Source organism: Nostoc sp. (assembly GCF_036916575.1).
GTDB lineage: Bacteria > Cyanobacteriota > Cyanobacteriia > Cyanobacteriales > Nostocaceae > Nostoc.
Genome location: NZ_JBALGC010000039.1, coordinates 1 through 15019, shown reverse-complemented (window position 1 = coordinate 15019; position 15019 = coordinate 1). Strand labels below are relative to the sequence as shown.

Here is a 15019-nt window from a genome sequence, read left to right as displayed (position 1 = left end):
TACAAAATAATTATGCAACAGGTCTATTGATTGGCAAAATAGACGTAGGGTTTTTGTCCCTGTGATGCATTTTGATACTCTGGTGGTTGGGAGTTTAGAGAGGTAATCCCCTTTGGCGCAATGACATTCAATTTAACTTGTTGAGAAGAAACTTGGGTGTGAAACCCTTGCTATTTTGATGCTTCCTAACTTAGCGGGAAAAGTCAAGAGCCTCATCAGTTATATCTTTTTGAAAACAGTTCTGTTGCTGCTGAGTGCTACACCCAATATGCCAACTACCAAGGTTCCCAAAACAGTTGTCGGTTCAGGAACCGCAGATGCTTTAATTCGATTCGGACTCGAGTCGAGTAATTGAGTATTGCCTACTGCAATATTTCGGTAAAGATAATAGGTTGCTCCCGGAGAGATAAAGGTACCGTCGGGAGTCTCAACATTGCTGATAAAAACATCACCTTTACCACTACCAGTGCCTAAATCAAAAGCCCCAAATAAATTGCCTGTAGTCGTGTCAAAGTTAAAATTGAAAAACTGATTGCTTGATACACCATTAACAACCTCGTTTTTAGTTCCAATCAACTCCTGTAATGGATTGAAAAAAGAAACATTGAGTGACTGTAAGGCTTTTGTAGATCCCGCACCACTTTCGGAAATTATGGTTGGAGTGGTGGTTTCATCATAGCTGAACGAGCCAGAAGCCGAATAACCAGCATCACCCTTCCAGTTAAATGTTAAATCAGCAGCTTGAGCCAGATTAGTAGAAGCAATGATGGAAGTTGTACAGAGTGCCAAACTAGTTGCTACGTGCCCTGCGGCTAGGGCGAAAAAGCTTTTCATTGATTAAATAGCTCCAATTAACAAATTAGTGCAAGTGAGTGTACTCGTGTGACACGGCAGTAACAGCCGAATTTATGATAAAGAAATAAAAAAATTACCGATTTGACTAATAGATTATACCTATAAACCTAGATTTTTCATATATTAATTAAGAGCAATTAACCCAAGTTGCTAGTTACTCTGCGCCTATGCTTCACACAGGCGTGTCGGACCGCTTTCCATAATAAAATCCCCTCCCTCCAAATATAAAAAACGGAGGGGAATATGCTAAACTCCTCCTCTCTTCTTTCTTGATCACAAAACTCTCCTTTCTACCCGGTCACTAACCTTAAGAGTATTAATAGCATTAAGGTTAGTGACCATTCATCCGGTTTAGTTATTTTGTACTAATTTATCGACATTTTCTTTATGTATGACACCACTGGGTGCGGAATGTAGGTTATATGGCAATACGATTCAGTTAAGGCTAAAACTCTTTCTTCAAGTCAATTTTCTTAACGAACCGCCAAGGACGCAAAGACACGAAGTGGCTTCCCGCAGGGTAGGACGCAAAGAGAAGGAAAAAATTCTTAACCCAAGCGTATTGGGTTATATGGAAATGTTACGTATTTTACTTGAAATAGGGTATATCAATAAAAAACTCAAAATGAGGCAGCAGATGAGCAAGTTTCCTCCTGCTACCTCTGCTTTCTCCTAACTACTCAACGCCTTTAAGAACCGTTGCAAACTCTTAAACACACTGGGCTTTCTCGCAGGTGTCGCGTCTGTTGTTGTTTGTGGTTGTCCCTTCAAGAGAATGAGATCCAACTCATCACCCGATGGTTTTGTAGGTAATTCGGCAATTCTTTGATATTCGCCGCCGATTTCCAGCCAAACTTCCCACTGTCCTGGGTAGCAGCGACATAGGGCGCTTTGATCGTCTACGGGGCGGAGGTAATAGGCGGATTCAATGGTATTGATAAAACGATCGCGGATTTTTCTAGCTGTGTAACCGATGCCCACAGTTCCAGAATCTTCTAGACGGGGATTTAACAAGACTAAAGGGCGATCGCCTATTACTTCACACAACTTTTCCAACTGCGGTACTTCTACATAAGTGGGGGCAATGAATAAGAAAATTTCATCCTCTGGCTGAATTTTTGTCTGCAAGGAAGCAGCTCTACCCGTCCCGATATCCAAAATTTGAAATGGTGTGTCAGCCCAATTCCGGCGGGCAAGGGCCGCAGCACCAGCGTCAGCAAAGAAAATCTTCAAACGGGAATCATATTCTGTAAACACGGGCAGAAATTGTTCCGCCACGGGCATAAACTTGAGTTCCGGGAACAGGAACTCAACTTGTAGGCGAGTACAACCATCTGCAAGACCAGCTTGGACGGCTGTCTGAGATTGGGCGATCGCATCTTCAAGACTGTTAGGTAATTCACTCATAGTTTATATGTCACTCTAGCATTACTTCCATTGTTTCAGTATTAGTTCTGATTTTGGCGTTGCTAAATTTGAATATGAATCATTTGATCTTGATATGGGAACCTTAAAAATGAAGTATTAATATCATGGTCTTTGATGAAACCTGTTTTGCGTAAAGGTAAATTAACAACATGGAAGGATGACAAGGGTTTTGGCTTTATCCGCTCCAGTGATGGCACTCAAGACGTTTTTCTTCATATCACTGCACTCAAAGAAACAAATCATCGTCCACAAGTTGGTGATGTGATTTGCTATCAGCTAAGGGTTGATAAAGACGGCAGAATTCATGCTTGCAACGCCTTTATTGAGGGAGTTGTATCCAAACCTATGCAGATAACCTCATCTTCTGCAATCGAGAAAGAAACATTCCAGCTTAAAGCAAAATCTTCTTTAATGTTCGAGGTATTGCTCTTATCTTTATTACCAAGTTTAGGAGCAATGCATTTTGCATTGACGACTTTCAACCCAATTCCTCTAATTCTCTATCCTGTAATGAGTTTTCTTACTTTTGCACTGTACGCAGATGATAAATCTCGGGCAAAGCAGGGGTGTTGGAGAGTACCAGAAAAGACATTACATTTGTGTGAATTCATGGGTGGATGGTTGGGGGGATTCATCGCCCAACGAAGATTACGTCACAAAAGTAGCAAGGTTTCATACCAAGTTGTATTTTGGGTAATAGTAGCTGTTCACATCATATTTTGGTTGGATTGGCTTTTCTTTGGGAAAAGACTGGTGGGTTTATTTCTAGGCATTGTTTCTAGAGGGTAGCAGAGATCCCTTGCAAAACAAACTGCTCAGTCGAGATTCCCTGGCTGCTTGCCCATTTTTCGATCTGCTATTGAAGTTGAGGAAGAAAGTTCATAAAAGTAAACAGGTGCTTCACATCCCAATTTAAGAAGTGCGATCGTATGGGAGATACACTCAAAATTTTACCTGTTGGTAAAAGACTTGTTTAAGGCTTTTCAGTAACAGTGACATAGAGCGCCGATCAGATAAAACCGAGATATTTTGATACGCGATACCCAAGCCAAATCCCCACAAGGCCACCAATGACGCCCAAGAATATCGAGGTGAACGATAGCAAACTTCCACCCCACAAGGCTGGGATATAGCTGCCAATCGTAGAGCCAAGAGACATCCCACTTCCAATGATGGTTTTACTCATTCAAGAAAAGCCTTAATCAAAAGTAATGAAAATAAGTCATGCTTGAACTCTTTTATGACTCAAAATATTACCTTTTGGGAAAAAACTCGTTTAACTCTTTCGGCAGCCATGACATATGGATCTGCGATCGCACTTACTGAGGAACTTGCACGAGATCAGCAATTGCCTTTCCCAAACGAGTGAAGTGATTCGGATTCAGCGTCAGGAGAACAGCTACCTCTGCCTTCAAGGCAGCTTGAGCAATCAGAGCATCGAAAATACCACCACCAGGAAAGTTTAAGGTTGCCATTTGCGCGATCGCAGCCTGATAGTCATTGGAGAGTAGTGGAATCCCCTCAAGATACTGCAAAATATCTACAATAATGCTCTGAGCCTCTTGGGGAGTAATATGCGGCTGAATGGGTAAGCGCGTGATTACAGAATACGTTTCTGCTAAACTGTGAGTTGAGATAAATCCTTGAACTTGCCTAGATTCTGCTGCCTTCAGCCGTGAGAAGCAAACAGAATGCTTTGGGTGATTGACAGTTAATGCAGCAACCAACACAGAGGTATCAAACAAGACTTTCATAAAGCCATTTGATCTTGAATGCGTTCTTCTCTCAATTCATCTATGAAGGTATTCAAATCAAAGTTTTCTGCTAATTGGGCATCTACAACCAAAATCCCTTCTTTTCGATAGATTTTTGGTTGGTTAGAAGACACTGCATTGGTTGCTTCTGTCGTTTGCTGAGTGAGTGCATCAATTTTTTCAGCAACCGCTTGCAAAACAAACTGCTCAGTCGATATTCCCTGACTGCTTGCCCATTTTTCGATCTTCTGTTGGAGTTGGGGAGGAAAGTTCATAGCAGTAAACATAAAGGGCTTTACATCCCAATTTTAGAGTGCGATCGCACTTACTCAGGAACTTGCACGAAATTGATGATCGCATTTCTTCCTTATGCTGAAACGACTAATTCTACGTCTCTTCATCTGATCCTAACTGCTTTAATACCAAGTTGCGATAGATAGTATTATTTAAGGGAAGTAAAATCGGTGTACAGCGATGCCCCGAACTCTGATTAAGATCATTCCTCACCTGGATTACGCAGAATTAACCCAACGCTACCGACGTTGTAGAGAAGTAAAAGAACGCACACGATGATTAGTGATTCGTCTGTTGAGCCGACCGAGAAAACCAATGAAAGTAGAGCAAGTAGCTGAGATTACAGGTTTCAGTGCTGATTGGGTGTAAAAAATCGCTACTAAAAAACGTGTTTTCATGAAAAGTTTCTACTACTTTGCCCCTGGTGTTAGCTACGCTATATCTGTCCCATATAATTGATACTAAGAAAATCAGCCATTTTAAGATCTAGAACTAGATCCTTGATTTATTCACTATGCCTCACAGTTACAATCAAAAATCTTTTCAATTTGGTACCTCAAATCCTAGCAATCCTCTTTTATGTCTGTACTGTTCATTGGTAGTGCTAGAGCTTTCAATAAAGGATTACTTTCATCAATCTAGCTCGTGGAAGAACGGACACTATATCATCGATTGGCTAACTACTGATCTAGGCGAAACTTCTCTAGGAAGACAGCTAGAATCTAAACTTTCCGCTTTATACTGCACTCATAGAAACGGATCTGAGGTTAACGTTGATGGCAATCGCTATCCCGACATTAGATATCTTAGGCATGAAGCTGATTTTCCTGGAAAATCCACAGATAACCAATTAAAAGAAGCTTTAGAAATTATTAAGGATATTAGAACTAGTCTTATCAGTAAAGGAATAAGCCTGTGATGAATGCAAATCAACTCCTTAAAGCGGCAAAAAAAGCTGGGGAAGTCAAAACGATATTTCGATTTCCATACGTTCATATAATCTGCATATCACCTAGCTTTACTGACCTTGAGCCGGATGAACGTGAGCTTAGTTTCTGTAAATTAGTTAAAACTAGTGTCGCAGAACTACGAAAAGTTCTGCGAAACTCTCTGCTTTCATTGCGACTGCTTACTTCTGATGAATTTTCAACAGAATATCCCAACAATAGTGATAGAGGTCATCATTGGCTTAGTGCTCTCATCAATCAAGAACTAGACACAACAAGTTCTATAGAGCAGCCACCTCTATTAGGAATTAGTTTTCGATAAGTTTCTTCAAGTAATTGCTGATCCAAAACCGACTGATGTTGGTTCTTTTCAAGGTTCGCAACTTGCTAAAGATGGCAAGATAAGCCAAAATCTTATATTCATTGCTCATGAAGCAGCAGCTAGAGAGTATTTAGGCCAACTTCAATCTGAGTTAAATTACTTAATCAGTCTCTCAGAGGATTTTTCTGAAAATCAGGCCAAGATTAAAGCGTTATTGGATGCTTTTGAAGGCTTGAAGACTCCATTTAAGCTGGATGAACGTATTTCAGAGCTTGCTTCAAAAGTAGATATAGACGCAAGAGAAATTAGAACTTCAATTGAACGAATGAAAAATGTAGGAATGTTTGAAGATCGTCCAGATTATCCAGGGCAACTTCGGGTTGGTCGTCTCTTTAAATCATCGCTCAGGATGAAGTATGTTAGGGGGAAAAACAGTTAGATGTAAACTGAAAAACCAACTCAGGATGAGTGAATCTCTCCTCACCTCTGGTAAACCTATAATTTTACAGTGCAATCGCCAACGCTTGGCACACAACACACGCAGGCTACACCAACATCCCTAACTCACCGATTACCGACCTGGTGAGGTACGTTTTCAAAGCGACTAACCTTGGTAAAAAAGATTTGAGTGTACCTCAGTTGCTTAGGAAACGCTATAACAATGTTGGTATCAATCAAAATCACTAAAGATACTTCTTTACCCGACGTTCTTCTAGCATGGACTTCACCTGTTCATCAGTCGGCGCTGGCTGGTCGGTCTTCAATAAACCTTTCATCTGCTTGATAATACGCGATCGCTCAGGTGATTGGATTGGAACATCTTGCAAGGATTCAATAATCGCACGGACGAGTTCAAGGCGATCGCTCACTGGCAGTTGACGGGCTTGCTCTTTAAGCTCTTGCAGGGACATAGAAAATACTCCGACAAATGCTGTATCTAAATTTTAGTATGAGCGATCAACGCTTAACTAAAGATAAATCCGGTGTTAGCCTTTGCAAAACTTGCTTCAACACCATTACTGTCCAATCTATATCAGCCTCAGTAGTATCATGCCCCAATGTGATGCGAATTCCGCCTAAAGCGGCTTTTTCGGAATAGCCCATCGCTAACAATATCGGGCTAGGGCTAAGTTTGCCACTGTGACAGGCAGCACCAGCACTGATACCAATACCAGCAAGGTTTAGCTGTCGTACTAAGGTTTTACCGCTGAGTTTTTCACCATCGGCGTTTTCTAAGCACATACTGATATGGTGAGGTAAACGATCGCAAGCATCCCCTGTAACAATTAAACCAGGAATCTCAGCTAATTGGGCAAACGCGCGATCGCGTAACTCGATCAATCGTGGTGTTTCTGTAGCTAGTTCTTCGGCTGCTAATTCTGCTGCTACACCAAACCCCGCAATTATTGGTACTGCTTGCGTACCAGAACGTAGTCCCATTTCTTGCCCACCACCACCTAGTAAAGGTATCAAATCCACACCAAGACGCACGTACAATGCCCCTGCACCTTGGGGGCCATATATTTTATGACTGGAAAGACTAAGTAAGTCTACGGACAGTTGTTGCACATCTATGGGTAAGCGTCCCGCAGCTTGCACCGCATCTGTATGGAACAAAGCCCTATGCGATCGTACAATCTTACCCAGTTCTGCGATCGGTTGCACAGTCCCAACTTCACTTTGACCGTAAATCACTGAAACCAAAACTGTGTTATGTCGCAACGCTGCCTTTAAATCTAGGGGATTGACTCTACCTTTAATATCTACAGACAAGCGCGTAACTTCCCAACCCCACATCTCTAAGAACCGTACTGTCTCAGAAATTGCAGAATGCTCGACGCTGGAAATAATTATATGTTGAGGAACAGCATACAATCGAGCCACGCCCATAATTGCTAGATTATTTGCCTCAGTGCCGCCAGAGGTAAAGATTATGGATGCCGGATCGACAGCGTTAATTAAACCAGCTACTTGGACTCTGGCTTGTTCCACAACCGTAGCAGCCCGTTGTCCCCACTCGTGTAAGCTGGAAGGATTGCCCCACTGTTGGGTGAGGACTGTTTGCATAACTGCGATCGCTTCTTTTCGAGTCGGAGTAGTGGCACTGTAATCTAGATAAATTTGCATACAACTGAATAATGGTGAGAACACACGTTAGTAGTAGGCTGCTGATCTTTTCAGCATATACAGTTTTAGTGGACAAATCCTGAAAAAAATCCCTCTAATTCTGCCTCTAGCAGTGGATTTTTCCCTTTACTTGGAAAGTTATTTCTCTACTTCATTCAGAACACAAAATTTTGGGAATGATAAATATGTCCACTCTCAATCCACTTTTAACAGATTACAGTGCAACTTATCTCTAGACAAAGATATTTTTTATATATCTTTTTACTGATATTTCCCGTCGCTGGTTGTCAACGCGTCGAGTCCTACAATCAACGTCCAGCACCTTTACCACAAGATCCCTTAGTTCAAGTTTTCTTTAACCATTCTGAGTCTTCAGAATACAAAGAAGCTTACCGTCAGCAAACTCGCCTGGGAGATGATTTAGAAAAACAGATTGTCGATGCTATTACGCACGCTAAATCTACAGTAGATGTGGCGGTGCAAGAATTACGTTTACCCAAAGTTGCCCAAGCATTGGTTGATAGACAAAAAGCTGGGGTAAAAGTCAGGATAATTTTAGAAAATATCTATAGCCGACCTTGGAGTAGCTTTACATCTGCTGAAATAGGTAAGTTAGATAAAAGAGAACAGGAACGCTATCACGAATTTCGTAAATTTATCGATATTAACCAAGATAATCAACTTAGTCCCGCAGAAATCAATCAAAGAGATGCTTTGGTAATTTTGCAAAATGCCAAAATTCCCTGGATAGATGATCAAGCCGATGGTTCAGCGGGTAGCAGTTTGATGCATCACAAATTTGTGATTGTGGACAATCGCATTGTAATCATCACTTCGGCAAATTTTACTTTAAGTGATACTTCTGGTGATTTCACAAATTCTAGCAGTTTAGGCAATGCAAATAACTTATTGCAGATTGACAGCCCGGAATTAGCATCTTTATTTACAGAAGAGTTTAACATCATGTGGGGTGATGGGCCGGGAGGTCAGCCAGATAGTCGATTTGGTTTGCAAAAGCCGATGCGTTTACCAAAACAAATAACTTTAGGTAACACCCAAATTACTGTGCAATTTTCGCCTACTTCCCCAACTCAACCTTGGAGTAACAGTAGTAATGGTTTAATTGCTAAAACTTTAGATTCAGCAACCAAATCTATTGATATGGCGTTATTTGTCTTTTCAGAACAGCGCCTTGCGAATATTTTAGAAAAACGCCATCAACAAAGTGTACAAATTCGCGCTTTAATTGAACCACAATTTGCCTATCGTCCTTATAGCGAAGTATTGGATATGATGGGGGTTGCTCTCAGTAACAAATGTAAATATGAACTTGATAACCATCCTTGGTCAAATCCAATTACTACTGTAGGTGTACCTGTGTTACCCAAAGGCGATTTATTGCATCACAAATTTGGTGTTATTGATAGTCATACAGTAATTACAGGTTCTCATAATTGGTCAGATGCTGCCAATAAGGGTAATGATGAGACGCTTGTAGTGATTGAAAGTCCCATAGTTGCTGCTCATTATGTGCGAGAATTTGCTCGTCTTTATACCAAAGTTAAACCCGGTTTACCACCAAGAATTCAAGAAAAAATTAAATTAGAACAAACACGGTGTCCCCAGATAAAAACTTCTTCATCTAGCGAACTACAAGTAATTAGACCTCTTGCATAAATGCTTAAATTGTCATATTAAGCGGAGCGATACATCTAGTGAGATTCTTCTCTCCACTGCGTTTCGTACCCTGCGGGAACACTGCGCGAACAGAATGACATACCTGATTTTGGGACTTTTGCAAGAGGTCTATTAAACAAATAAATATCAACACTGCAAGTCTAGAATAATTAGCAACTCTTCCTGGTGTAGGTAAGAAGTTAGCACAGCGAATAATTCTTAGCCGTCAACAACAAAAATTTACATCTTTACAAGACTTAGAAAGAGTTCCAGGAGTTAGTGCTAAGACATTGGAAAAATGGCGCGATCAAGTTACTTGGTAGCAGTTTTTATTTAACGCGAGTTAGATAAACCTCTCCCTGCCTTGAACTAAAGTTCAATTCTGTGCGTCTCGGACTCCCAGAGGCACAGGTTTTGCGTAGTAAAACCTCTTAGAGGTCTTTTGATTTGACTAACAAGATCCCCGACTTCGTAAAAGTTGTCGGGGATGTGGGAAAGACAATTTAACTGCGATCGCTACTTAAACTAAGCAAACTACGGGAATGCCCATTCTGAGAAAATCGTTCTGCTATTACTTGTTGATAAACCGCCTCATAGCCATCAGTCATGTGCTTAACGCTGAAAATATTTTCGGCATGCTGGCGACAGGCATAGCGGTCTAACTCTGTTACTTGGTCAATAGCACTGATGCACTCTTGAATATTATTGCAGAGGAAACCCGTCTTGCCGTGGGAAATTACCTCTTCAGTAGACCCCAATTTTATCGCAATCACTGGCGTACCAGAAGCCATTGATTCAACCATCACCAACCCAAACGGTTCCCGCCAAGTGATCGGAAACAGAGTTGCGACTGCACCTCCCATGAGAGCATTTTTTTGAGCATGGTTAGCTTCACCCAGATACTCAATTTGCTTGCCGTCAATGTGCGGTTTAATTTCCTTCTCAAAGTATTCCACATCAACGACATCCACCTTGCCTGCCATTTTCAAATGCCAACCAGTTTCTTTGGCAATTTCTATTGCTAAATGTGCTCCCTTTTCAGGAGACATCCGACCCAAAAACGCTAGGTAGGGCGGATTTTCTAGTTGGGCGTGAAACTCATAACTGCTGACATCAATCCCGTTGTAGACCGTTGCTATAGAGTTCAACCCTAACCTTGGTTCTCGTTGTGCATCGGAAATATTCACGTAGGGTTGTTTTTTAGCAAAACTAAATATCTTTTCGTTGTCAGGAGTAAAAATACCGTGCAATGTGTGAACCGTAGGGGTTGTGACGAGATTCGCATAAGTCAGTGCCCCATGCCCCACATGAGAGTGAATAATATCAAACTCTTCTGCGCGTTCATATACCGAAGCTAGATTTAGCAATTCGTAAATGCCGTAATCTTTGATAGTAGTATCGAGTCTGAGGGCACGGGGATGAACTGACGTTAGTGCTCCCAAAGTAATAGAATCTCCCGATGCAAATAAAGTTACTTCGTGTCCGCGTCGGACTAATTCATCGGTCAATAACCCCACTACTAACTCTACACCACCATAAGCTGGAGGTGGAACTCTCTCCCACAGTGGAGCTATTTGAGCAATTCGCATCACAAACCTCCTAAAAAATAAAAATTGAATTAGAAGTTCTTTCTTTCTGTTGTTGGAGTGCTTGTAATTGATTCACTCTGCATCAGAAAGTAACTTCAGATACTAAACTTATTAACAATTTCCTTCAAATCTTATGCTCTTATTTCTATATTTTTCGTCTATCCTAGTACGGAAATTACCCACTCCTAAAGAGGTAAATCCATTCTAATTTATTAATTTTTGGTGATTTGGTACAATTGAAAATATAGATTTTTTTAAAAATATGAATTTTATCTAATCGTCAAAATCTAAGTTAAATGATGATAATAGGCGAAAAAGCTGTATTATCGCCTGTTAATTATCTGATTTTCAAATATTAATTAAAGAATAAAGTGTCTAGCTATTCTTTGGGCGGCTTTCCGTACCTCAAGAATCACCTATAGCCGTCCAAAGAGTAGATTTTCGTAAGATAGAGAAGTTTGCCTCCCTTTAATATCGTGTCCGGTTAAAGACTTATCATTAAAATCGCAGGGAAGCAGGGAGCAATAAGCAGAGGAAAAGAAAGTTTCCTAGTTTTTGCACAGATGTGGTAATCATAACTAATTAGCCGGACATGATATAACTAGTTGCTCTGAGCAACTTGTCTTGTTAATTGAGATGCTAGCTGGATTTAGGCGCCCGCTGTACTATTTCTGGGGCTTTAGGGACTGACAAAAAATAAATTAAGAAGTTAAAACTATGTTGGGGTAAGTTATTCAACCGATTGCCTAGAGGAGAGCTAGTTAAAACTCCCAACTGATAGAAGCGATGATTGTAAAAGGCGCACCTGTTTTAACCCTTGCTCTTGTTCCATTGCTGTCAACGAAATATTCCGTATCAAATAGATTACGAATATTGATAGCAGCCTTTAAAGCATCTCTACGGTAGTAAATCGCCGCATCGGTACGCAAGTAATCGGGGACTTCAAATGAGTTATCTAAATCTCCCGCCCACGTACCCACATAAAATAGCCCCAGACCAAATCCCAAACCCTTGAAATCGCCATTTTGGAGTTCATAGGTTGTCCAAAGGCTAGCTTGATTCTTTGGCACATCCTCCAATCTATTGCCTACCGCATAGGTTTTATCCTCGGTGACTTTTGCATTAGTATAAGCATAGGAAGCGATCGCCTGCGTTGACTTCACTCCACATAGTGAACCTCCCAATCAAGATTTCCTTGTTGATCTGCGTAGGCGTAGCCCGCCGCAGGCATAGCTTGCAAATTTTCTAGGATTTGGTTCCAAATCCCGGCTTTTTGCCACCGATAAAACCGTGTTGCCACGCTTTCCCACTTTCCATAACTGCAAACAAAATGAAGCGATGTCTGTCTTGAAAAGTTCAGATGCCTGCGGCGGGCTGCGCCAACGGCGGAAGCCGCCGCTCCGACGCCAGTTGCTAAAGAGCGGGAACGCTAAGAGCGAACAAGTCGGGAAACCGCAAGGGCGCACTGGCTCGACTTTTCGCTACGACGAGCTACGCCTACACGCACAAGGATAGATTTTTTATTAGTCAAAATATTGACTTATTACATAAAAAATGATATTTTTAATTGCTATCAATAAAAATCAAATATAAACATGAATATCTCTCCATCTCTCAAAAAACCGCGTGTCTCATGGCAGGCGGTTTTCTCACTACTGATATTTGTGTTTATGTACCTGCCCATACTGGTACTTGGCTTTTATAGCTTCAATCAGTCGCCCTACAGTGCAACTTGGCAAGGATTCACTCTCGATTGGTATCGCAAGTTGTTCAGTGACGATCGCATCTTATCGGCTTTGCAAAACAGTATAATAGTTGCTGGTTGTGCAGTCGGGATTTCAGCAGTGCTAGGAACCTTAATGGCGGTTGGGTTGGCGCGTTACCAATTTCCTGGTAAGAAATTGTATCGTGGTATTGCTTACCTACCATTGATTATTCCTGATATTGCGATCGCAGTGGCTACCTTGGTATGTCTAGCGGCGTTTGCAATCCCTTTAAGTTTGTGGACGATAGTTGCAGCCCATGTGGTGTTTTGTCTGGCTTACGTTGGACTTGTGGTTGCTTCACGACTTACCAATTTAGATCCTCACTTAGAAGAAGCAGCACTAGATTTAGGCGCTACACCAACGCAAGCTTTCATCAAAGTATTACTACCTCAATTAATGCCTGGTATTGTAGCTGGTTGTCTGTTGGCTTTTGTCCTCAGCTTAGATGACTTTCTCATTGCCAGTTTTACTGCTGGTAGCGGTTATAACACTCTGCCAATGGAAATTTTTAGCCGCATTAGAACAGGAGTTAAACCTGATATTAATGCTCTGAGTGTGATGTTGATTTCAGTATCTGCGATTGTTGCTCTTGTCGCTGAATTAATTCGTGCTTCTGGAGAGAATAAAAGCTTCAAATAAGAGTCAAATCAATCTTTACGATCTTCGCCTACTTTAGCTTCAACGATCTCGCTTGTCCAATGGCATTAAATGGCATCGCAGTTTCTAAGGCTTTGAATACCGTACCTGATTTAATCACAGATGAGAACAGTAAGAATTCTTTAAGTTGCATTCAATCTCATTACACTTGAGTGATAACCCCTAGTCTGTCTGGTTTTTGTTTTAACCTAATCCTATTGAGAGTTATATCAATTTTATGTGAGCCTTGATAGAACAGTCCCTTTATCTAGCAAAGATTTCAGGCGGATCATTCTGTGCATCTTCATACGGAATTGGTATTAAGGGTCAAGAATTTAATATTTATAACAATTGCTTAAAACTTCAGTATATTTAAAATTAAGTAAGTTTACGGTGTTAATTATTGTGCTTTATAGACACAATAGGTATCTAAAGTTGAGTGCCAAATCAGCCCAGCAGCGTTAGTTTTTTATCAGGGTAAACGCATCTAAATTAGTCTTGACAAAATCCTTGGCTAATGCATCAACGAAATAATCAGGGTTTATAGTTTGATTGATTTTTCAAGGGTGAAAGCGATGCCTGCGGTGGTGACTGATTTGTACTAAGCGCAGTCGTAAAGCCTGCGGTATAGCTTCGCTTAGGGTGCAGCGTCTTATAGAGAAGTGCGGGCAACACCTACGCTTAACCTATTGTCAACAAATAAGCGTTAATGCGATTGTTTTGGGCTTTATTGACACCGAAGAAAAGCAGTCGAGAAATCATGAAACCATCACGCAACTTTTTTGCTCATAAATTGCATCAGTATCGTTTTTTATTAGCAGCAGCAATTTCTTTAGGAGGACCATTTACACTAGTAATGCCTTCTCTAGCAGATGGTACACCTGCTGGTACTGTTATCAACAACACCGCAACTGCTGAATATAATTACGTGAATAATTTGGGAGTAAATGTTCTTAATAAAACTACTTCCAATACTGTAACAATTACTGTAGCAGAGATAGCAGGAATTACGGTGACTTCTCAAGGCATGACAGATACAACAGGTGGTAGTGTTGTTTCTAATGATTTGCTGTACTACGATTTTTTGATTACTAATGTAGGAAATGATCCCACTCGTTTCTTTATTCCAGGTAAAACTACTATTACAGGACCAGCAACAGCTGGCGCAATTACCGCAGATTTAGATGGCAACGGTACATTTGAAACTACTATTCCCAACGCTGGTTTTACCACTGGTTCGATTTCTGTTAGTGGATTTGTCAAAGTACGTGTTCCTGTCACAGTTAATTTGTTGGCAACGCCGGGTTCTAATATTTCAGTATTACTAGGTGATACAGGCCCTAACGATAACAGTAATACTACCCAAAACCAACCTGATAGTCCTGATGGCTCAAACACTACAGAAGTTCGCACCGTTGATAATTCAACGTGAGTTCGACGGGTTGATTTAGGTACAAAAAAAGGTTGAGACTTGAATTAAAGGAAAAATACGCATGGTGTCTCAGCGATGGAATCTATTGTATCTCGGGTGGATGTAACGCAAATTTTTTGTGATGTCGATGATTTCTGCTCCTCATGGGAGAGGATGTGGCAACAAGTACCGCAGCTACCATCAATGACTGGA

20 protein-coding genes and 1 pseudogene are annotated in these 15019 nt (G+C 41.0%); 11 read left to right on the top strand and 10 right to left on the bottom strand.

The window, feature by feature from the left end:
• Positions 1 to 219: 219 nt before the first annotated feature.
• On the bottom strand, positions 220 to 834 hold the full coding sequence (locus tag V7L29_RS10205; protein WP_334693501.1) for a PEP-CTERM sorting domain-containing protein: 615 nt from the start codon (positions 832 to 834) through the stop codon (positions 220 to 222).
• Positions 835 to 1246: 412 nt separating this feature from the next.
• Between V7L29_RS10205 and V7L29_RS10200 the strand changes: the two genes are divergently transcribed.
• Complete coding sequence (locus V7L29_RS10200; RefSeq protein WP_334735365.1) at positions 1247 to 1531, top strand: hypothetical protein; 285 nt, start codon at positions 1247 to 1249, stop codon at positions 1529 to 1531.
• Here V7L29_RS10200 and V7L29_RS10195 read toward each other — a convergent pair.
• Entirely contained in the window at positions 1528 to 2262 is a 735-nt protein-coding gene (locus tag V7L29_RS10195) for a DUF1995 family protein (protein ID WP_334735364.1), read from the bottom strand. The genes V7L29_RS10200 and V7L29_RS10195 overlap by 4 nt on opposite strands.
• A 135-nt stretch (positions 2263 to 2397) precedes the next feature.
• On the opposite strand from V7L29_RS10195, the gene V7L29_RS10190 reads away from it, so the two are divergent.
• Positions 2398 to 3072, top strand: a complete 675-nt coding sequence (locus V7L29_RS10190; protein WP_334735363.1) for a cold shock and DUF1294 domain-containing protein — start codon at positions 2398 to 2400, stop codon at positions 3070 to 3072.
• A gap of 530 nt (positions 3073 to 3602) precedes the next feature.
• Here V7L29_RS10190 and V7L29_RS10185 read toward each other — a convergent pair.
• The 3 genes from V7L29_RS10185 to V7L29_RS10175 form a co-directional block, all read right to left on the bottom strand.
• A complete protein-coding gene (locus V7L29_RS10185) occupies positions 3603 to 4037 on the bottom strand; it encodes a type II toxin-antitoxin system VapC family toxin (protein ID WP_334693498.1) in 435 nt (144 codons plus the stop codon).
• Positions 4034 to 4312: a hypothetical protein gene (locus tag V7L29_RS10180; protein ID WP_334735362.1), complete on the bottom strand. Its 279-nt coding sequence runs from the start codon at positions 4310 to 4312 to the stop codon at positions 4034 to 4036. The genes V7L29_RS10185 and V7L29_RS10180 overlap by 4 nt, the downstream gene beginning before the upstream one ends.
• A gap of 258 nt (positions 4313 to 4570) precedes the next feature.
• Positions 4571 to 4729 carry a hypothetical protein gene (locus tag V7L29_RS10175; RefSeq protein ID WP_334693496.1) on the bottom strand — a complete coding sequence of 53 codons (159 nt, stop codon included), beginning with the start codon at positions 4727 to 4729 and terminating at the stop codon, positions 4571 to 4573.
• Positions 4730 to 4845: 116 nt separating this feature from the next.
• On the opposite strand from V7L29_RS10175, the gene V7L29_RS10170 reads away from it, so the two are divergent.
• The 3 genes from V7L29_RS10170 (at position 4846) to V7L29_RS10160 (ending at position 6039) form a co-directional block, all read left to right on the top strand.
• Positions 4846 to 5250: a hypothetical protein gene (locus V7L29_RS10170; RefSeq protein WP_334735361.1), complete on the top strand. Its 405-nt coding sequence runs from the start codon at positions 4846 to 4848 to the stop codon at positions 5248 to 5250.
• Positions 5247 to 5600, top strand: coding sequence for a hypothetical protein (locus V7L29_RS10165; RefSeq protein WP_334735360.1), 354 nt, complete (start codon positions 5247 to 5249; stop codon positions 5598 to 5600). The genes V7L29_RS10170 and V7L29_RS10165 overlap by 4 nt, the downstream gene beginning before the upstream one ends.
• Before the next feature lie 214 nt (positions 5601 to 5814).
• Complete coding sequence (locus V7L29_RS10160; RefSeq protein ID WP_334693494.1) at positions 5815 to 6039, top strand: hypothetical protein; 225 nt, start codon at positions 5815 to 5817, stop codon at positions 6037 to 6039.
• A gap of 244 nt (positions 6040 to 6283) precedes the next feature.
• Here the strand turns inward: V7L29_RS10160 and V7L29_RS10155 are convergent, their stop codons facing one another.
• Together V7L29_RS10155 and V7L29_RS10150 are read right to left on the bottom strand one after the other, a co-directional pair.
• Positions 6284 to 6511, bottom strand: a complete 228-nt coding sequence (locus V7L29_RS10155; protein ID WP_334693493.1) for a hypothetical protein — start codon at positions 6509 to 6511, stop codon at positions 6284 to 6286.
• Between the two features lie 46 nt (positions 6512 to 6557).
• Positions 6558 to 7727, bottom strand: coding sequence for a cysteine desulfurase family protein (locus V7L29_RS10150; protein WP_334693492.1), 1170 nt, complete (start codon positions 7725 to 7727; stop codon positions 6558 to 6560).
• Positions 7728 to 7946: 219 nt separating this feature from the next.
• Between V7L29_RS10150 and V7L29_RS10145 the strand changes: the two genes are divergently transcribed.
• On the top strand, positions 7947 to 9404 hold the full coding sequence (locus V7L29_RS10145; RefSeq protein ID WP_334693491.1) for a phospholipase D-like domain-containing protein: 1458 nt from the start codon (positions 7947 to 7949) through the stop codon (positions 9402 to 9404).
• A gap of 212 nt (positions 9405 to 9616) precedes the next feature.
• Positions 9617 to 9727, top strand: coding sequence for a hypothetical protein (locus tag V7L29_RS35480; protein ID WP_442944166.1), 111 nt, complete (start codon positions 9617 to 9619; stop codon positions 9725 to 9727).
• A gap of 180 nt (positions 9728 to 9907) precedes the next feature.
• On the opposite strand, the gene V7L29_RS10135 is transcribed toward V7L29_RS35480, so the two are convergent.
• The 3 genes from V7L29_RS10135 to V7L29_RS10125 all read right to left on the bottom strand — a co-directional run bounded on the left by V7L29_RS10135 (position 9908) and on the right by V7L29_RS10125 (position 12293).
• On the bottom strand, positions 9908 to 10993 hold the full coding sequence (locus V7L29_RS10135) for a glycosyltransferase family 4 protein (protein ID WP_334735359.1): 1086 nt from the start codon (positions 10991 to 10993) through the stop codon (positions 9908 to 9910).
• A gap of 761 nt (positions 10994 to 11754) precedes the next feature.
• A complete protein-coding gene (locus tag V7L29_RS10130) occupies positions 11755 to 12156 on the bottom strand; it encodes a TonB-dependent receptor domain-containing protein (RefSeq protein WP_334735358.1) in 402 nt (133 codons plus the stop codon).
• Positions 12153 to 12293 carry a hypothetical protein gene (locus V7L29_RS10125; RefSeq protein ID WP_334693347.1) on the bottom strand — a complete coding sequence of 47 codons (141 nt, stop codon included), beginning with the start codon at positions 12291 to 12293 and terminating at the stop codon, positions 12153 to 12155. The genes V7L29_RS10130 and V7L29_RS10125 overlap by 4 nt, the downstream gene beginning before the upstream one ends.
• A gap of 38 nt (positions 12294 to 12331) precedes the next feature.
• Here V7L29_RS10125 and V7L29_RS10120 point away from each other — a divergent pair, with 38 nt between their 5' ends.
• The 4 genes and pseudogenes from V7L29_RS10120 to V7L29_RS35475 all read left to right on the top strand — a co-directional run.
• Positions 12332 to 12508 (top strand): hypothetical protein, encoded by a 177-nt coding sequence (locus V7L29_RS10120; RefSeq protein WP_334693348.1) that lies wholly within the window; start codon positions 12332 to 12334, stop codon positions 12506 to 12508.
• An 80-nt stretch (positions 12509 to 12588) separates the two neighbouring features.
• Positions 12589 to 13398: an ABC transporter permease gene (locus V7L29_RS10115; RefSeq protein WP_334693349.1), complete on the top strand. Its 810-nt coding sequence runs from the start codon at positions 12589 to 12591 to the stop codon at positions 13396 to 13398.
• A 757-nt stretch (positions 13399 to 14155) separates the two neighbouring features.
• On the top strand, positions 14156 to 14827 hold the full coding sequence (locus V7L29_RS10110; protein WP_334735357.1) for a hypothetical protein: 672 nt from the start codon (positions 14156 to 14158) through the stop codon (positions 14825 to 14827).
• 75 nt (positions 14828 to 14902) lie between these two features.
• A pseudogene (locus tag V7L29_RS35475) lies at positions 14903 to 15019 on the top strand (IS982 family transposase); the annotation flags it as partial.